At 71.6% G+C, this 18,765-nt stretch carries 15 protein-coding genes; 9 read left to right on the top strand and 6 right to left on the bottom strand.

Translation table 11 applies throughout. The features are described from left to right. Positions 1-83: 83 nt before the first annotated feature. From V6S66_RS12505 to V6S66_RS12480, 6 genes are all read right to left on the bottom strand, one after another. Entirely contained in the window at positions 84-713 is a 630-nt protein-coding gene (locus V6S66_RS12505; protein WP_334207071.1) for a class I SAM-dependent methyltransferase, read from the bottom strand. A 14-nt stretch (positions 714-727) separates the two neighbouring features. Next, the gene (locus V6S66_RS12500; protein ID WP_334207070.1) at positions 728-1,537 is read right to left on the bottom strand and encodes an endo alpha-1,4 polygalactosaminidase; all 810 of its coding nucleotides are present in this window, start codon (positions 1,535-1,537) and stop codon (positions 728-730) included. Further along, entirely contained in the window at positions 1,534-1,890 is a 357-nt protein-coding gene (locus V6S66_RS12495; protein WP_334207069.1) for an MmcQ/YjbR family DNA-binding protein, read from the bottom strand. The genes V6S66_RS12500 and V6S66_RS12495 overlap by 4 nt, the downstream gene beginning before the upstream one ends. A gap of 4 nt (positions 1,891-1,894) precedes the next feature. After that, entirely contained in the window at positions 1,895-2,356 is a 462-nt protein-coding gene (locus V6S66_RS12490) for an NUDIX domain-containing protein (protein WP_334207068.1), read from the bottom strand. A 1-nt stretch (position 2,357) separates the two neighbouring features. Beyond that, entirely contained in the window at positions 2,358-3,146 is a 789-nt protein-coding gene (gene truA / locus V6S66_RS12485; protein ID WP_334207067.1) for a tRNA pseudouridine(38-40) synthase TruA, read from the bottom strand. 128 nt (positions 3,147-3,274) lie between these two features. After that, positions 3,275-4,570 (bottom strand): citrate synthase, encoded by a 1,296-nt coding sequence (locus V6S66_RS12480; protein WP_334207066.1) that lies wholly within the window; start codon positions 4,568-4,570, stop codon positions 3,275-3,277. A 259-nt stretch (positions 4,571-4,829) separates the two neighbouring features. On the opposite strand from V6S66_RS12480, the gene rplM reads away from it, so the two are divergent. The 9 genes from rplM (at position 4,830) to V6S66_RS12435 (ending at position 18,751) form a co-directional block, all read left to right on the top strand. After that, on the top strand, positions 4,830-5,273 hold the full coding sequence (rplM, locus tag V6S66_RS12475; protein WP_334207065.1) for a 50S ribosomal protein L13: 444 nt from the start codon (positions 4,830-4,832) through the stop codon (positions 5,271-5,273). Positions 5,274-5,293: 20 nt separating this feature from the next. Beyond that, complete coding sequence (rpsI, locus tag V6S66_RS12470; protein ID WP_334207064.1) at positions 5,294-5,788, top strand: 30S ribosomal protein S9; 495 nt, start codon at positions 5,294-5,296, stop codon at positions 5,786-5,788. Positions 5,789-5,795: 7 nt separating this feature from the next. Beyond that, on the top strand, positions 5,796-7,142 hold the full coding sequence (gene glmM / locus V6S66_RS12465; protein WP_334207063.1) for a phosphoglucosamine mutase: 1,347 nt from the start codon (positions 5,796-5,798) through the stop codon (positions 7,140-7,142). Positions 7,143-7,146: 4 nt separating this feature from the next. Next, positions 7,147-7,629, top strand: a complete 483-nt coding sequence (locus V6S66_RS12460; protein WP_334207062.1) for a GNAT family N-acetyltransferase — start codon at positions 7,147-7,149, stop codon at positions 7,627-7,629. Positions 7,630-7,825: 196 nt separating this feature from the next. Beyond that, the gene (locus V6S66_RS12455) at positions 7,826-8,656 is read left to right on the top strand and encodes a PP2C family protein-serine/threonine phosphatase (protein WP_334207061.1); all 831 of its coding nucleotides are present in this window, start codon (positions 7,826-7,828) and stop codon (positions 8,654-8,656) included. Between the two features lie 52 nt (positions 8,657-8,708). Continuing rightward, on the top strand, positions 8,709-9,953 hold the full coding sequence (locus V6S66_RS12450) for an FHA domain-containing protein (protein WP_334207060.1): 1,245 nt from the start codon (positions 8,709-8,711) through the stop codon (positions 9,951-9,953). Beyond that, positions 9,950-11,668, top strand: coding sequence for a serine/threonine-protein kinase (locus V6S66_RS12445; protein WP_334207059.1), 1,719 nt, complete (start codon positions 9,950-9,952; stop codon positions 11,666-11,668). Before V6S66_RS12450 ends, V6S66_RS12445 begins: the two co-directional genes overlap by 4 nt. Before the next feature lie 97 nt (positions 11,669-11,765). Next, a complete protein-coding gene (locus V6S66_RS12440; protein WP_334207058.1) occupies positions 11,766-12,545 on the top strand; it encodes a hypothetical protein in 780 nt (259 codons plus the stop codon). 8 nt (positions 12,546-12,553) lie between these two features. Next, positions 12,554-18,751 (top strand): Ig-like domain-containing protein, encoded by a 6,198-nt coding sequence (locus tag V6S66_RS12435; RefSeq protein ID WP_334207057.1) that lies wholly within the window; start codon positions 12,554-12,556, stop codon positions 18,749-18,751. Positions 18,752-18,765: the final 14 nt, after the last annotated feature.

Genomic DNA, 18,765 nt, shown 5'->3' with positions numbered 1-18,765 from the left:
GCCCCGCACCGTTGACCGGTGCGGGGCCCTGGTCGTTCGTGGACGGGTGACCCGTCGAGCTCGGCCGGGGGCCGCCTCGCACCTCAGGGAGCGGGCGTGGGTGCGGGTCGGCGGGTGCGCAGGAGGCGGAAGCCCTTGGCCGAGCCGAGGCGCTCGGTGGGCCAGCCCTGCTCGTCGAGCCAGCGCTGCAGCGAGTCGGCCCCGAGCTGGCGGCCCACGACCATCGTCATGCTGCCATCGTCGGCGAGCCGCTCGAGCCAGAGCAGGAGCAGCTCGTGCAGGGCCTGCTTGCCGATGCGGATCGGCGGATTGGACCAGATCGCGTCGAAGCGCAGGTCGCTCGGGACGTCCTCGGGAAGCGAGGTCGTGACCGGCAGGTCGTGGCGCTCGGCATTGCGCTCGGTGAGCTCCAACGCGCGCTCATTGACGTCGACGGCCCACACCTCGGCGGCCGGCCAGTGTGCCGCCAGCGCGAGCGCGATCGGGCCCCAGCCGCAGCCCAGGTCCAGCACGCGGGCGGGCGCGGGGTGGGTGGAGGAGGGGGCCTCGTCGTCGAGGCGCTGCAGCAGGTGGCGTGTGGCGTGGTCGAGCCCGTCGCCGGAGAACACGCCGGACGAGGTGCGCATCGCGAGGCGCCGACCGCCGAGCTCGATCTCGACCTCGCGCAGGCGTGCCGCGACCCCGGGGGTCCGGGAGAAGTAGTGGTCGGCCACCGGTCCAGTCTTTCTCAGCAGTGCTCGAAGACGTAGGCGGGGTCGTCGTCCGGCACGACGTCGCGGTCGCGCAGCAGGATCGACCGGTCCCCGGCGGCGTCGGCGCAGGACTCGTCGAACGCCTCGCGCCCGTTGTCGGTGTACTCGACCTCGATCACGTGCTCGCCGTACATCGCGGTGTAGTCGTCGCACTCGTCGTAGACCGCGCACTCCTCGGTGACGGCGAAGTCGAAGCCGAGGGCGGGTCCGTCGACCTCGGCGCTGTTCTTCTGCGCGACCGGCAGCCCGGCGTCGTGCGCCGCGTCGACCAGGAGCCGCGCGAAGGCCTCGGCGTCGTCCTGGGTCAGCAGGCCGCGTGACCGGGTCCAGCTGTCGAGGTTGTCGATCTCCACGGCGTCGAAGCCATCGCTGGCGCACGTGCGGATCCAGTCGCCGACGACCTCGGCCAGTGCGGTGCGATTCTGGGCCGTCGAGGTGTCGAACAGGGTCTCGCCCGGCCACCCGGGATCGATGACGTCCTGCCCGTCGGCCTGCAGCAGCAGGTCGATCCCGTGCTGGTCGACGAGGACGTCGCGCGCCCCACCGGGCTGGGTCTGGAACCCGTTGACGTAGCAGATGGAGTAGCGGTCGGGATCGGGCACCGAGGAGCTGTCCCGGGTCACGACGTCGACGTCGTCGGCCGGTTCGTAGGGCCCGCCGAGCTGGTAGTCGACGACGGCGCCGACGGGAGGGAGCTCGAGGTCGTCCTCGCCCGACCCACCAGCGCAGCCGGTCAGCAGCGAGCCCAGCAGGGCGACGACCAGGACCAGGGCCGGGCGCCTCACCGCTGGGCCTCCCATTCCTGCCGGACCCGCACGGGGGCAGCCAGCAGCCAGGCGTCGGTCAGGAGCTCGTGCAGTTCGTCGACCTCGACGCGCGTGAGGTCGACCAGCACGTACGGGTAGCCGTCGTAGTGGGAGATGGTGAAGAAGGCCGAGTCGTCACTGGCGAGCAGAGCCTCCTTGTCCTCCGGGGAGCACTTCAGCGCCAGGGCTCCGTGCGCCTCCTTCTCGAGCCGGAGCCGGCAGAGCATCTTGCCCTTCACCTTGAGCGAGGGGTTGCCCCAGGAGGTCGACTCCTCGGTCTGGGGGAACGTCCCGGTCGCGAAGGCAACGACCTCGTCCCAGGTACTGGCCATGGGATCAGTCTGACAGTGCCGCGAGCCGCTGCAGGTGCTCGGCCTGGGCGGCGACCACGACCGTGGCGGCCGTCTCCAGGTCGAACCACGCGACGCGATCCAGCTCGGGCACCACGATCGTGCGGCCGGAGCGCGGCGGCCACTCCATCTCGAAGGTGCCGGGCTCGATGGAACCCGGGTCGAGGTCGCCCTCGAGGGCCCAGATGCGCACGTCCTTGCGTGACTGCCGCACGCTCCCGAGGTCGACGAGCGGGCCGTCCGGGACCGGGACGCCGAGCTCCTCGGTGAACTCCCGCCGGGCCGCGTCGACCGGTTCCTCGCCGTCCTCGACCACGCCCTTCGGGATCGACCACGCCCGCTCGTGCTGGCGCGCCCAGTACGGACCTCCCAGATGGCCGAGGAGGACCTCGGTGACTCCGTCGCGACGACGGTGCAGCAGGATGCCCGCGCTCAGGAGCCGGGGCACGTCACTCGTCCCGGCGACGGCGCGACTCGCGGACCCGGGCGGACAGGCCGGCGTCGTCGGGGTACACGACCTCCTCCAGCACGAGTCCGTGCGGCTCCATGACCTTGACCCGCCCGTCACGGACCTTCCCGGACAGCACCTCGGCGGCGAACTCCGGCGGGAACCGGCGCTCGCCGACCGCGACGAGGCAGCCCATGAGCGAACGCACCATCGAGTGGCAGAAGGCGTCGGCCCGGACGGTCGTCGCAATCGTCTCGCCGCCGCGGACGGTGCGCAGGGCGAGCAGCGTCCGGATCGTGGTGGCGCCCTCTCGCCTGCGGCAGAAGGCCGCGAAGTCGTGCTGGCCCAGCAGGTGCTCGGCCGCCTCGTTCATGAGGTCGACCGTGAGCGGCCTCGGGTGGGCGACGATCATGCCGCGGGCGAGCGGGTCGGGCCCGGCCGGGTGGTCGGTCATCCGATAGACGTACCGGCGCTCGGTGGCGGCGAAGCGTGCCTCGAAGTCGGGGTGGGCCTCCGTGACCGCCTTGATGCGGATGTCGGACGGCAGGTAGCGGCGCAGGCGTCGCTCGAGGACACCGGGGTGGGTGTCGAGGTCGACGTGCGCGACCTGGCCGCGCGCGTGGACCCCGGCGTCGGTGCGTCCGGCGCAGGTGACGGTGGGCTCCTGGGGCAGCCGCAGGATCCTGGCCAGAGCGGCCTCGAGGTCACCCTGGACGGTGCGCTGTCCCGGCTGGGTCGCCCAGCCGGCGAAGTCAGTGCCGTCGTAGGCCAGGTCGATCCGCAGTCTCACGGGAGTCCACGGTAGTCGGCCGCCGGCGGGGTCCGGTCAGTGACCCGGACGCACGCGAGCGGTGAGCAGGTGACCCCTCCGCACGGCTCGGAGGTCACCCACTCACCGCTCGGGTGGTGGGACGGTGCTCAGGCCCAGCGCTGCGACGCCGGCACGAAGTCGAGCGTGCGTGCGCCCGTGTAGATCTGCTTCGGGCGGGCGATCTTCTGCTCCGGGTCGTCGACGAGCTCGATCCACTGCGCCAGCCAGCCCGAGGTGCGCGGGATCGCGAACAGCACGGTGAACATCTCCGGCGGGAACTGCAGCGCCTCGTAGATCAGGCCCGAGTAGAAGTCGACGTTCGGGTACAGCTTGCGCTTGATGAAGTACTCGTCGTTGAGCGCGATCTTCTCGAGCTCCTGCGCGATCTCCAGCAGCGGGTTGACGCCCGTGACCTCGAAGACGTCGTCGACGGCCTTCTTGATGATCGTGGCACGGGGGTCGAAGTTCTTGTAGACGCGGTGACCGAAGCCCATGAGCTTCTCCTCACCGTTCTTGACGCCCTCGATGAACGCCGGGACGTTGTCCTTGGTCTTGATGCGCTTGAGCATGCGGAGCACGGCCTCGTTGGCGCCACCGTGCAGCGGGCCGAAGAGGGCCGCGATGCCGGCGCTGACCGCCGAGTACGGGTCGACCTGGCTGGAGCCCACCGAGCGCACCGCGTTGGTCGAGCAGTTCTGCTCGTGGTCGGCGTGCAGGATGAACAGGACCTCGAGGGCCTTCACGAGGCGCGGGTCGGCGTCGTACTTGCGCTCGCTCATCTTGAACAGCATCGAGAGGAAGTTCTCGGTGTACGACAGGTCGTTGTCGGGGTAGACGTACGGCTTGCCCTGCGCGTGACGGAACGACCAGGCGCCGAGGGTCGGCATCTTGGCGATCAGGCGGACGACCTGCGCCATGCGGATCTCGGGGTCCTTGATGTTCCGGGCCTCGGGGTAGAACGTCGACAGAGCGCCGACGCTCGACAGCAGCTGACCCATGGGGTGCGCGTCGTAGCGGAAGCCCTGCATGAAGCTCTTGAGGTTCTCGTGCACGAAGGTGTGGAACGTGATGTCGTGCACCCACTGCTCGTGCTGCTTCTGGTTCGGCAGCTCGCCGTTGACCAGGAGGTAGGCCACCTCCAGGTACGTCGAGTTCTCGGCCAGCTGCTCGATCGGGTAGCCCCGGTACTCGAGGATGCCCTTGTCGCCGTCGATGTAGGTGACGGCGCTGCGGGTCGACGCGGTGTTGGTGAAGCCGGGGTCGTAGACCGCCAGTCCGGGGGAGTCCTCGGTCCTGCCGATCTGGCTGAAGTCGGTCGCGCGGACGGCGCCGTCGGCGATGTCGACCTCGTACTCCTCGCCCGAGCGGTTGTCGCGGACGGTCAGGGTGTTCTTCTCGGTCACGATGGGTCTCCTGTGACGTACGACGTGCGCCGGGGTGTGACGCTTCCGACATCCAACTTAGCCCCGCCTGACGAGGTCTGCGTCCCGGGGGTGCTGCGGCCAGCCGTCGTTTTGACCCGGGAGTCCTCCGGCGGTTAGTCTTGGACGTCGTCGTGCCCGGTGATCGCTACCGATGATCCACACGCGGGTGACGACCACAGATTCTCCTCGAGGTTCCATGCCTCGTTTTCCACCAGCTCCAGAACGAGAAGGTCACGCCGTGCGCACGTTCAGCCCGAAGCCCGCTGACATCACCCGTCAGTGGCACGTCATCGATGCCCAGGACGTCGTCCTGGGCCGTCTGGCCGTCGAGGCTGCCACGCTGCTGCGTGGCAAGCACAAGCCGACCTTCGCCCCGCACGTCGACGGTGGTGACTTCGTCATCATCATCAACGCCGAGAAGGTGGCGCTGACCGGTGCCAAGCGCACCGACAAGCAGGTCTACCGCCACAGCGGCTTCCCGGGCGGCCTGAAGCAGATCTCCTACGGCGACCTGCTCGAGAAGGACGCCCGCAAGGCCATCGAGAAGTCGGTCACCGGCATGCTGCCGAAGAACCGTCTGGGCCGTGCGCAGATCAGCAAGCTCAAGGTCTACTCCGGCCCGAGCCACCCGCACGCCGCCCAGAAGCCCCAGCCGTTCGAGATCACGCAGATCTCCCAGTGAGCACGAGAGAGCAGACCACCGTGGCTGACAGCACCACCGACACCGAGCTCGAGGTCCCGACCTCCGGCGTCTACACCTCCGAGTCGAGCGGCATCTCCGCCTCGGCCACCGATCGTCCGGCCGTCGTGGCCCCCGGCGCCGCCACCGGTCGCCGCAAGGAGGCCGTCGCCCGCGTGCGCATCGTGCCCGGCACGGGTGTCTGGACCGTCAACGGCAAGCCGCTCGAGGAGTACCTCCCGAACAAGCTGCACCAGCAGATCGCCAAGGAGGCCCTGACGGCCGTCGGCCTGGCCGACGCCTTCGACGTCGTCGCCCGGGTCACCGGTGGCGGCATGACGGGTCAGGCCGGCGCGCTGCGTCTCGGCGTCGCCCGCTCGCTCAACGGCATCGACGAGGAGGCCAACCGCCCGGTCCTCAAGAAGGCCGGTCTCCTCACGCGCGACTCGCGCATCAAGGAGCGCAAGAAGGCTGGTCTCAAGAAGGCCCGCAAGGCTCCGCAGTACAGCAAGCGCTGATCCGCGCGTGGGTCGGATCTTCGGAACCGACGGCGTTCGGGGGCTCGCGAACCGCGACCTGACGGCCGAGCTGGCCGTCGACCTCGCGGTCGCCGCCGCCCATGTCCTGGGCGAGCGGGGAGCCTTCGCCGACAGCCGACCCACCGCGGTGGTCGCCCGCGACACCCGGGTCTCGGGGGAGTTCCTCGAGGCCGCGGTCGTCGCGGGCCTGGCCTCGGCCGGCGTCGACGTGCACCGCCTGGGGGTCGTCCCCACGCCGGGCTGCGCGTTCCTGACGCAGCACCTCGACGCCGACATGGGCGTCATGATCTCGGCGAGCCACAACCCGATGCCCGACAACGGCATCAAGTTCCTGGGCCGGGGCGGCCACAAGCTCGACGATGCGATCGAGCGGCAGATCGAGGACCGCCTCGAGGAGCCGTGGGACCGTCCGACCGGGGCCGCCGTGGGCCGCGTTGGCGACAGCCACGCCGGACTCGGCGAGTACGTCCGCCACCTGGTGCGCACGTCGCCGGTGCGCCTCGACGGCCTGCGGGTCGTGCTCGACTGCGCGCACGGCGCCGCCTACGAGGTCGGGCCCGAGGCGTTCGCGGCTCTGGGGGCCGAGGTCGTCGCGATCAACGCGGCGCCGGACGGCACCAACATCAACGAGGCCGCCGGCTCGACCCACCCCGAGGGCCTCCAGGCCGCCGTGGTCGCGCACCGTGCCGATGCGGGCTTCGCCTTCGACGGCGACGCCGACCGCTGCCTGGCCGTCGACGCCGACGGCGAGCTCGTCGACGGCGACCAGATCCTCGCGATCCTGGCCCTCGCGGCGCAGGAGTCCGGCACGCTCACGGGTGGCACCGTCGTGGTCACGCAGATGAGCAACCTCGGCTTCGTGCAGGCGATGGAGCGGGCCGGCATCGTGTGCGTGCGGACGGCGGTCGGCGACCGCTACGTGCTCGAGGCGATGCGGGCCGGCAGCTTCGCCCTGGGCGGTGAGCAGTCGGGCCACGTCATCATGGCCGAGCACGCCACCACGGGCGACGGGGTGCTGGCGGCGATCCACCTGGCCGCGCGCATGCGGGCCACGGGCCGGACCCTGGCCGACCTGGGCACCGCCATGACCCGCCTGCCGCAGGTGCTCGTCAACGTGCCGGACGTCGATCGCACCCGGAGTGACTCCGACCCGGTCCTGCAGGGTGCCGTCGCCGCCGCCTCCGGTGCCCTGGCCGGCCGCGGACGCGTGCTGCTGCGACCGTCGGGCACCGAGCCCCTGGTGCGCGTCATGGTCGAGGCGCCCACGGCCGACGAGGCGTCGCGCGTCGCGGACGACCTCGCCGACGTGGTCCGCGTCCAGCTCGCGCTCTGAGTCCGTGACCGTGACCGTGCCCGGCGTCCCGCTCCGGCTCACGGCGGGTGAGCTCGGCCGCGAGGACGTCCTGGCCCTGCTGCAGGAGCACCTCGCCGAGATGCGCGCCACCAGCCCGGCCGAGAGCGTCCATGCGCTGCCCGTCGACGCGCTCCGCGCCGCCGGCGTGACCTTCTGGACCGCACGCGACGGCGACGCCCTCGTGGGGTGCGGCGCCGTGAAGCACCTCGGCGACCGCCACGCGGAGATCAAGTCGATGCGCACCGCGGTGGCCGCTCGGGGCCGTGGGGTCGGTCAGGTGGTGCTCCGGCACCTGCTCGACGAGGTGCGGAGGAGCGGATTCGTCCGGGTCAGCCTCGAGACCGGCACGCAGGACCACTTCGCGCCGGCACGCCGGCTGTACGAGCGCCACGGCTTCGTGCCGGTGGGCCCGTTTAGCGACTATGCGCTCGATCCGCACAGCGTCTTCTACTCTCTCCGGGTCTGACGCCGGACCCCTCGCACGACGGCGGGCGGGGAGCGCTCCCCATGGCGTGGGCGCTCGACTCGCTCGTAGCGTGGTGCGCGACGTATCCTGCGGCCCTCGGGTCATGCGCCGGTTCCCTCGAGAACCGGGCGGCCGGGACCATCGATCTGGGCAGGAACGGACCGGGAGGGCGGATCGGGTGACGCAGACAACCGCAGTGACGTGGACGCCGGACATCGTGTCGGCGGGAGTCACGCTGGTCGCGTCCGGATCGACCCACGAGGGTGCGGTCCGCAGCCACAACGAGGACGCCTGGCTCGTGAGCCCGCCCGTCTACGTCGTCGCCGACGGCATGGGCGGTCACGCGGCGGGTGACGTCGCGAGCCGTCTCGTGATCGAGGCCTTCACCGAGCTCTCCGGTCGCGACGACGTCACCGCGCCCGACATCGAGCGGGTGCTCGAGTCGTCCCGCGCGGCCGTCGCCGCCCTCGCCACCTCTCCCGTCACGGCGCCCGGCTCCACCGTCGTGGCTGCCGTCTACGTCGTCGAGCGCGGGCGCGGGTACTGGCTGCTGGTCAACATCGGTGACTCTCGCGCCTATCTCCTCACGCCCGAGCGGCTGGAGCAGGTGAGCCACGACCACTCCCTCGTCCAGGAGATGATCGACGCCGGCGAGATCGACGAGCGCCAGGCCCGGGTGCACCCGGACCGGCACGTCATCACCCGGGCGATCGGGGCCGTCGACGACGCCGCCGCCGACTTCACGCTGATGCCGGCCCGCGGCGGCACGCGCCTGCTCCTGTGCTCCGACGGGCTCACCGGCGAGCTCGACGACGCCCGCATCGAGCGCATCCTGCGCGGTGGGGCCTCGGCGGCGGTCACCTCCGCCCGTCTCGTGGCGGCGGCGGTCGAGGCCGGCGGTCACGACAACGTCACCGCGATCGTGATCGACGTCATCGGCAGCGACGTCCTGTCGCAGGCCGACACGCTCGGTCACCGCAGCGATCCCGAGGTCGACACGGTCCCGCAGGCCCGGAGCCACGCATGAGCGTCCCGCCTCGAACGGCCCGGCACGAGGGGCGACCGACGAGGGCCGCCCCGTGACCGGCCGCTGGTACCACTCCGGAGACGCCCTCGCCCTGGTCACGGGCGTGGGCGTCATCGTGACCGACCCCGGCCAGGAGGCCACGCTCACCGCGCTCCTCGAGGAGCCGCTCAAGGTGCCGGGGATCGTCGAGGCCCTCACGGCCGGTGGCTGGTCGACCGTCCCCGACTTCGCCTGCACCGTCGTCGAGGGCGACGAGGTCCGCGTCCTGGTGCGCGGACGCCACCGCGTCGAGATCGCCGGTGAGGTCCTGGAGGGACACGGCGTCACGACGTGGTCCGAGCGCTCGTGGCCGCGCTCGGAGGTCGACGCCGTCGTGCTCCGAGCAGGTGATGACCGCACCGACGACGGGGAGTCCCCGACCACGCCCCGGCTGCCGATCGGGTCCGGCGTGGTCCGTGCCTCACAGGTGCACTGGCTCGTGACCGACCGCGTGGTCGCCGAGGACGTGGCCGACCCGGCCCGCGCGGAGGTCCCCGAGACGGCCTCCACGACCGAGGCCCCCTCCACGCCCGATCCCGAGTCGGTCGCGGCGCCGGTGACCGAGGCGGATCCCGCGCCGGACCCGGACCCGGTGCCGGCGTCGAGACGTCCGGCTGAGGCGCCCGACTCGCCGGCCACGATCATCGAGCCCGACGAGCACGAGTTCGACGCGATGTTCGGTGTCACCGTGCCCGGGCGTCGTCCCGAGGACGCCGCCGTGCGGCCGATCGAGGCCGACCCGGAGGACGGCGACTCGGAGGAGTCCGCTGCCCACCCGTCCGATCCGACGCCGTCGAGGAGCGTCGAGCCCGCCCCGATGACCCCCGACACCGGTGACCACGACGGACACACCGTCGCGCGCCGCAGCCTGCCCCGGCGCCCCGGATCGGCGGCCGGGCGCCCGTCGCGTCCGGGTCCGTCCGTGACGCTCGGCCTCAGCACGGGAGAGACGTACGACGTCACCGGCCGAGCCCTGGTGGGACGTAGCCCGCGCTCGACCGCCGTCACCGGCGCCGCCCTGCCCCAGCTGGTCGTGGTCGACGACCCGTACGTGTCCAGCACCCACTTGGAGATCGCGGTGGCCGCGGCTACCGTGCTCGTGACCGATGTGTCGACCAACGGCACGACGCTGACTCCGCCCGGGGGCACGGAGGGGGTACTGGTGAGGGACGTCCCCACCGACGCGGCTGACGGCTCCGTCCTGCGCCTCTCCGACGACCTGACGATCACGCTGTCGATCTCCGGGGGCGCCTCGTGACCCGCCTGCGCAGCAACCCGCCCCGTCTCGCGGGCTTCACCTTCGTCGACCACATCGGCGAGGGTGGCTTCGCCGACGTCTTCCTCTACCGCGACGGCCTCAACCGCCAGGTCGCGGTCAAGGTGCTGCTGGAGTCGGCGGTGCAGGCGGCCGAGCGCGACGTCTTCCACGCCGAGGCCAATCTCATGGCCCAGCTCTCCGACCACCCGTCGATCGTCTCGATCTTCCAGGCCGGCGTCAGCGACGACGGCCGTCCGTACCTCGTCATGGAGTACTGCCCGGCGCCCAACCTCGCCGCGCGGTACCGCGCCGAGCGGTTCTCGGTGCCCGACACGCTCGAGATCGGCGTCCGGCTCTGCAGCGCGGTCGAGACGGCCCACCGGGCCGGGATCCTGCACCGCGACATCAAGCCGCACAACATCCTCACCAGCGCCTACGGGTCGCCGATGCTGACCGACTTCGGCATTGCGGCCACGACGCATGACACCGACACCGGCGCGACGGGTGTGTCGGTCCCGTGGTCGCCGCCGGAGTTCTTCGGCGACGACCCGCCGGCCGACGTCCGCAGCGACGTGTGGTCGCTCGGCGCGACGCTCTACACGCTGCTCGCCGGACGCTCGCCCTTCGAGGTCCCCGGTGCGGCGAACGACAACGCGACCCTCATGACGCGGATCGAGCGCCAGCAGCCGGCCCGCATCAATCGCGGCGACGTCCCGGACTCCCTGACGCACATCCTCATGACCGCGATGAGCAAGGACGTCGAGGCGCGCCAGCCGTCGGCACTCGCGCTGGCCTCGGCGCTGTACGACGTGCAGCTCGAGCTGGGTGAGCCGCCCACGCGCATCGAGGTGCTCGACGCCTCGGCAGCGACCACTCCCTCCACGCCGAACGGTGACGATCGCACGCAGGTGCGGCCGGTCGCGGTCGTCGAGCCCCAGGCGAGGGAAGAGGCGCAGCCCGAGGGCACCCGCCTGCGACCGGTCGTCATCACCGACTTCGACGACCGCACCCACGTGCGCCCCGTGCCGGCGGGTCCGCCCGTCCCGGCTGCCCCGCACTCCTCAGCACCGAGCACGCCGGCCCCGGCGCCGCCCGGGCACGTCGCTCGTCAGCCCTACCCGCCGCAGCCCGCCCGCCCGGTCGGCGCGCCCGGCCCGCTGGCCCCGGCACCGCGACCTGCAGCGCCGCCGACGAGCACCGACGACGGCATCCCGTGGCACGTCGCGTCCGCCCTGGCCCCGGTGGCCGCCTCACCGGCCACCACGACGGCCCCGGAGGCCGAGCGCGAGCGGCGCTCGCCCTGGCCCTGGATCGGCGGGCTCGTGGCCCTCCTCGTGATCGGTGGTCTCGTGGCCGTGGCCCTGCTGGGCGGCACCTCCTCGGACCGCGACCAGACCGATGACCTCGACGACGGCCAGCGCCAGGACCCCACCGAGATCGTGGGCGACGCCCCGCAGGCTCCCACCGACCTCGACGGCCGGCTCCAGGAGGGGCTCGCGGTCTTCACCTGGAGCAACCCCGACCCCGAGGACGGCGACACCTACGTCTGGATGCGCGCGGGTGCCGGACAGCTCGAGACCGCCAACGAGGTGCTCGAGCCGATGCTCAGCATCCGGGCCGACGCGACCGGAGCCACGTGCATCGTCGTCATGGTCAAGCGCGCCGACGGACGGACGTCGCCGGTCGAGGACTCCGGTCCGGTCTGCGCGAGCTGAGCGGCCGGGGGAAGATCACGATGACCATCGGGGGACGATGGCGACGAACCAGGGTGCAGGACCATCAGGCACGAGCAGCACAGGAACAGGACGCGAAGTGACGGGACACGGGGGCGCGGACGACGACGTGACGTCGAACGACGTCGACGGCGACGACGTGGGTCCCGGTGGCGCGCGCCTCACGGTCGAGTTCTGCGGCGAGGAGTACGACGTCGCGGTCGGGGAGTCCTTCACGATCGGCCGCGAGGGCGACCTCGTGGTCGACGAGGACAACCCCTACCTGCACCGCCAGCTGGTCGACCTGCGTCACGAGGGTGGCTTCTGGTGGATCACGAACGTGGGCACGCGTCTCTCCCTGACCGTCACGGGTGAGGCCGGCACGCTGCAGTCGGTCGTCGGCCCGGGCTCCCAGGTGCCCGTCGTCCTGCCCGACCTCGCCGTGCTGTTCACGGCCGGGGAGACGACCTACGAGGTCAACGTGCACAGCGCCGCACCGACGTTCGTCGTGAGCCCGCACCAGGAGCTCGACCAGCCGCCCGGCGACCACACCCTCGGGGCCGTCGAGCTCACGCCGACGCAGTTCCGCCTGATCCTGGCCCTCGCCGAGGGGTCCTTGCGGCGTGCCGGCACCGGCATCAGCGAGCTCCCGAGCAACGCCAAGGCGGCCGAGCGTCTCGGCTGGCCCATCACGACCTTCAACCGCAAGCTCGACAACGTCTGCGACAAGTTCTCCGCGGCCGGGGTCAAGGGCCTGCGCGGCGGCGCGGGCAAACTCGCCACGAACCGTCGCGCCCGCCTGGTCGAGTACGCCGTGGCCGCCCGCATCGTGCGGCCCGAGCACCTGCAGATCCTCGACGAGCCGGAGGCCGGCTCGTGAAGCGATCCATGGGGGGCCGCCGGGCCGCGGCCCCCACGCCCCGGCCGCCCCGCGGCCAGGCCGGCGGCGGGACCCGTCGCTGGCGCAAGGTCGCGTCGGGTGCCTCGCTGGCGCTCGTCTCCTCGCTGCTCGTGGTCCTGGCCTTCCGCGCCGACGGCACCCCCGTCACCGACGTCGAGCTCCACGACGGCAGCGTGTGGGTCTCGAACTCGCAGCGCCTGCTGATCGGTCGGCTGAACCCGCAGATCAAGCAGCTCGACCTGGGCGTCTCGACCGACTCGGCCGACGTCGACATCTTCCAGAACGGCCCCACGGTCTTCATCGACAACCAGTCGGGCACGCGCACCCTGCGCCAGGTCGACGTCGCCAGCGCGGTCGCCTCCGAGCCCGTCGAGCTCCCGGACACGGTCGACGCGGCGTTCGGCGGCCACACGATCGCCCTGCTCGACACGAAGTCGGGCCAGCTGTGGGTCAAGTCCAGCCAGAACCTCGCCTCGTTCTCGGCCAAGGCCGAGCCGGAGCTCGTCAAGGTCGCCCGCGACGGTGCAGTCGCGGTCAGCCCGAGCGGCGTGGCCTACGTGCTCGACCGCAGCTCCGGCATCGTCACGAGCTTCGCGCTCGCCGAGGACGGCACCCCCGAGCAGCAGGGCACGTGGGAGCTCGGCGACTCGATCGGCGAGGACGCCCAGCTCACGGTCGTCGGCTCGACCCCGGTGGCCTACGACGCCGCGCAGGGCAACCTGTTCCGCCCGGACAGCGAGCCGGTCAGGGTCGACACCGACAAGCCGGCCGCCGTCAAGCTCCAGGTGCCCAGTGCCGCCGGAGGCACGCTCCACGTCGGCACCCAGGAAGGACTCCTGAGCGGTTCGCCGGACGGGGGCGACCTCGAGCAGCTCAAGCAGCCCGCCGTGGCCGGCGACCCGGCGGCCCCCGTCGTGCTCGACGGCTGCGTCCACGCGGCCTGGGCCGACGACGGCGAGGCGAAGTCGTACACCCGTCTGTGCGAGGGGGAGCGCGCGTTCGAGAAGGCGATCCCCGGGGTCACGTCCTCGGCGAACCTCGTGTTCCGGGTCAACCGCGACGTCGTGGTGCTGAACGACACCGTGTCGGGCGACTCCTGGATGGTCCAGAAGGACTCGCTCGACCGGGTCAACAACTGGGACGACGTCGATCCGAACACCCAGCGCGAGGAGCTCGAGAAGGAGGAGGTCGAGGACCCCGACGAGCAGCCCGAGAACCGGCCGCCCGTCGCCAACCCCGACAACCTCGGTGCCCGCCCGGGTCAGGCCACGATCCTCCCGGTGGTCCTGAACGACACCGACCCGGACCGCGACCTCATCACGGTCACGAAGGTCACCCACGTCAGCGGGCCCGAGCCCACCAGCGGCTATGCCGTCGTGGGCAACGACACCCAGGTGCAGGCCACGTTCGCCGGCGACGTCGCGGGTGACGCCGTGTTCCGCTACGACATCGCCGACGGCCGCGGCGGCACCGCCTCGACCGAGGCCACGATCGCGATGCGCGGCGCCGCGGAGAACCTCGTGCCGGTCAAGCTCCCCGACCGCAACACGTCGCTCACGGTCGCGCAGGGGCAGCGCAACTCCGTCTTCGTCCTGTCCGACTGGCTCGACCCCGACGGCGACGACCTCACGATCTCGGCGGCCGTCCCCACGGGCGAGGGCCAGGTCGAGTTCCGCCCCGACGGCACCGTCGAGTTCGTCGACACGCTCGGGCAGATCGGCCAGAACGGGGTCGAGATCACGGTCTCGGACGGCCGCGGGGGCGACGTCACCGCCGTCGTGCCGGTCAACGTCGTGGCCGCCACGTCGGCCGTCCCGGAGCCGGTCGCCGATCGTGCGGTCGGCATCGCCGGCACCAAGGCCCTCGTCGAGCCGTTGCTCAACGACGGGAGCCCGACCGGCGTGCCCCTGACCCTGACCGACGTGAGTCGTCCCGACGGGGTCGAGGTCGTCGTCGACGCGATCGCGGGCACCTTCACGGCCACGACCCAGCGTCCTGGCACGTACTACCTCGAGTACACGGCCGCCAACGTCGACAAGTCGGCCTCCTCGGTCGTGCGCCTCGACGTCAAGGCGCCCTCCGACGCCAACTCCGCCCCGGTCGCGGTCAAGGACCAAGGGGTCCTGCCCACCGGCGGGTCGGTGCTCGTCGACGTGCTGGCCAACGACTACGACCCCGACGAGGACGTGCTGGTCGTCCAGGGCCTCGAGGTCGCCGAGGGTGTCCCGCTCAAGGCGGTGCTGCTCGAGAACAGCATGCTCCGCGTCGAGGCCACGGGAGAGCTGACCGAGCCCGCCCAGATCGACTACGTCCTGTCCGACGGCGAGGAGACCGCCACCGGTGCCGTCGTGATCAGTCCCGGGCCCCGGGGCGAGAACCGCCCCCCGGTCGTCAACGCCGACTACCAGACGATGCGGGCGGGCGCCGTGGCCACGGTCTCGGTGATCGACAACGACTCCGACCCCGACGGCGACGACCTCGACCTCGTGCAGGAGGACCTCGTCGTCGACGAGCCCACGACCGAGGCCGGGCTGCTGGTGTTCGTCTCGGGCCAGGACCTCAAGGTGCGGGCGCCCGAGGAGCCGGGCCAGTACTCCTTCACGTACGGCGTGCGCGACGCCGCCGGTGTGCGCGTGGCCTCCACGGTGTGGCTCACGGTCAAGCCCGACAGCCCCGAGGGCAACAGCGCACCTCGCCCGAACCCGATCGTCGACCGCGCGATCGTCGGCAGCACCGTGCGGGTCCCGCTCAACGTGCAGGGCGCCGATCCCGACGGTGACGCGGTGGGCTTCAAGAGCGTCGTGCAGGCGCCCCAGAAGGGGCGCATCGTCGCCACGGGAGCCGACTGGGTCGAGTACGAGCCGTTCGAGGGCGAGGCCGGCACCGACGTCTTCAGCGTCACGGTCGCCGACAAGTACGGCGCGTCCGCCCCGGCCGAGGTCCGCGTCGGTGTGATCCCCCAGGCGCCCGTCAACCAGGCGCCGGTCGCCCTGAACGACGAGCTGCTCGTCAAGCCGGGCAAGAAGATCCAGTACGACCCGCGGCTCAACGACGCCGATCCCGATGGCGACCCCGTCGACCTCCTGGCCGAGCTGACGGTCCCGGCGGGTGCCGATGCCCGAGTCTCGGGCACGTTCATCGAGGTCACCGCTCCCGAGCCCGACGGCGCCGAGACCGCCACGAGCTCGATCGGCTACACGATCACCGACGGCCTCGGCGGCAACGGCACCGCGTTCTTCGTGCTGAGTGCCAGCGAGGACGCCCCCTTCCACGCCCCGATCGTGCGCGACGACTCGGCCGACCTCGCCGAGGTCACCGGCAAGACCGCCGGCGACACCGCGCTGGTCGACGTGCTCGAGAACGACGGCGACCTGGACGGCCGGCTCGAGGACCTGGAGATCGAGGCCGTCGACACCGACGTGAGCCGGGTCAAGGACCGACAGCTCGAGGTGACGCTCGCGGCCGAGGACCAGGTCGTGGCGTACAAGGTCACCGACGACGACGACCAGATCGCCTACGGCTTCGTGTTCGTCTCGGGCACCGACAGCGCCCCGCCGACGGTCAACCCCGAGAAGGTGCCGGTCGAGACGCCGGTCAACACGCCGATCGAGATCCAGCTGGCCGACGTCATCCTGGTCCGCGACGGCCGCACCCCCGTGCTCACCACGGAGGACGTCATCACGGCGCAGCGCTCCGACGGCTCGGCGCTGGTCCGCGAGGGTGAGGACGACCGCGTCGTCTTCACGCCGCAGGCCGACTACGTGGGGCCGGCGTCGATCACGGTCGAGGTCACCGACGGCGACGGGCTCAACGACCCCGAGGGCAAGCGCGCGCTGCTCACGATCCCGATCGACGTCACGCCCGACGGCAACGTGCCGCCCACGATGCGCACGGTGCGGATGGTCGTGTCCGACGGCGGCGAGGCCTCCCGCCTCGACCTCGTGAACGCGGCGAAGGACCTCAACGACGACGACCTCAGCTTCGAGGTCACGGGTGTCGAGGGCCCCGTCGAGGCCGACATGGACGGCAGCACCGTCATCGAGGTCTCGGCCCAGGACGGCGCCGCCACGGGTGACACCGCGACGGTCGACGTCGTGGTCGACGACGGCACGGTCCAGGTGCCGGGCCAGGTGCTCGTCACGATCTCGAGCTCGACGCGGCCGCCCATCATCGTCGCGCCGATCCGGGTCGACGGCACAGCCGGCGAGCCGGTCACGATCGACGTGGCCGACTTCGCCACCAATCCCTACGCCGACGACGACGAGCCGCTCACGGTCTCGGACGTGTCGGTCGAGTCCGGCGACGGCTCGATCTCCGGCGAGCAGGGCACGGAGTTCACGATCACCCCGAAGGCCGACACGTTCGGTGTCGTGACCGTCAAGTTCACGGTCTCGGACGCCTCGGGCGACTCGCTGCGCGACGTCGTCGGACGCGCGACGGTCACGGTCGCCGGCCGGCCCGAGGCCCCCGGCCGACCCCAGGTCACCACGACGGAGGCCCGCTCGGTCGTGCTGAACTGGTCGGCCCCCAACGACCGGGGCGCGCCCATCACGGCCTATCAGGTCACGGGATCCGGTGGCGTGAGCCAGGAGTGCGCGTCCACGACGTGCACGATCGCCGGGCTCAACCCGGGCGACTCCTACACCTTCACGGTCGTCGCCGTGAACCGCGTGGGCGAGAGCGACCCGAGCGCCGCTTCGGCTCCCGTCACGCCCGACAAGATGCCGGACGTCATGTCGCCGCCGCAGATCGCGGTCGAGCCGACCGCGATGGACGGTCAGCTCAAGCTCTCGTGGACCCCGCCGGGCAACGAGGGCTCGGCCGTCACCTCGTACGAGATCAAGATGGTCGGCTCGGGACAGTCGCAGTCGGTCCCGGGAGGCTCGACGTCGTACACCTGGGCCGGGCTCACGAACGGCACGACCTACCAGTTCCAGATCCGCGCGATCAACAAGACGCCGACCCAGCAGCAGTTCTCTCCGTCGTCGGCGGCCGTGGCCCCCTTCGGCAAGCCGGCGATCATGAGGGCCCCGGTGGCCGAGGCGCTCAGCAACGGTGCCGGTGGCGGGCGCACGATCCGCGCCCTGTGGGAGCCGTCGGACGACAACGGCGACCCCATCGCCGGGTACCGGCTCGTGACATATGCCAACGGCTCGGTCCTGCGCACCGAGGAGCTGCCGGCGGGCACGACCTCGCGCACCTACAACGATGTCGAGAACGGGATCGACTACTCCTTCACGATCGAGGCGCGCAACCGCGCCGGCTGGTCGCCGACCCCGAGCCCGAGGTCGAACGCGGTCAAGCCCTTCGGCCCGGCCAGCGCACCGCAGATCACGGGCCACACCGAGGGCGACGGTCGGTTCGACCTGCAGATCGTGACGCCTGCGGACAACGGTGGATACCCCGTGCGCTCCTACCAGGTCTACGGAGCGGGCGGTGGCACCAGGACCGTCAACGCGCCCACCCAGGCCGAGGGCGCCGCGGCAACCCTGACGGTGACCGGCGTGAACAACAGTGTCGACGGCTACAACGTGTACATCGTGCCGCTCAGCGGAGACAACGGCTCGTTGCCGGGCGAGAGGTCCGGCACCCGGAACGGCATTCGTCCGAACGGCCCGCCGAACGCGCCCAACAACGTCCAGGCGAGCCGCGACGGACGCACCGCCGTCAACTACTCCTGGTCGCGGCCTGCCACCAACGGCCGCGCGATCACGGGCTTCGAGTACCGGATCGACGGCGGCGGTGGCTGGCAGTCCACGAACGGGACGAGCTTCCGCGGCACGGGGTACCAGCCCGGCTCGCGGCACACGATCGAGGTGCGCACGGTCGACTCCGAAGGTCGCAAGTCCGATGCGCGGTCGGCGTCGGCCACGACCGAGGACTTCAACCCGACGGTCACCACCGGGTACACCGGCGGCACCCGGTTCGGGTTCCCCGAGGTCCGGATCAATGGTGACGACCTGCCGAACGGCAACTACACGATGTCGCTGCGCAAGGACTTCGACGACACCTTGCTCGACGGCACGGAGCAGCGGACCGTCACGGCCTCGAACAACCAGGTCCGCGAGTTCGGGTCGGCCTGTGCCCCGGGCGGCGGCAGCAACCAGTACTACGCCCAGCTCGTCAACAACTCGACCGGTGCGGTCTACAAGTCCAACCGTGTCACCTTCCAGCCCTGTCCCTAGCGAGGAACGATCCC

The organism is Aeromicrobium sp. Sec7.5 (assembly GCF_036867135.1).
Taxonomy (GTDB): Bacteria; Actinomycetota; Actinomycetes; order Propionibacteriales; family Nocardioidaceae; genus Aeromicrobium.
Note: the sequence above shows the minus strand (reverse complement) of the source record. Positions and strands in the feature narration are given on the sequence as shown.

Coding starts and splice junctions, on each gene's coding strand:
- V6S66_RS12495 (WP_334207069.1), bottom strand. CDS start 1,890: ATGGCCAGTACCTGGGACGAGGTCGTTGCCTTCGCGACCGGGACGTTC.
- V6S66_RS12435 (WP_334207057.1), top strand. CDS start 12,554: ATGGGGGGCCGCCGGGCCGCGGCCCCCACGCCCCGGCCGCCCCGCGGC.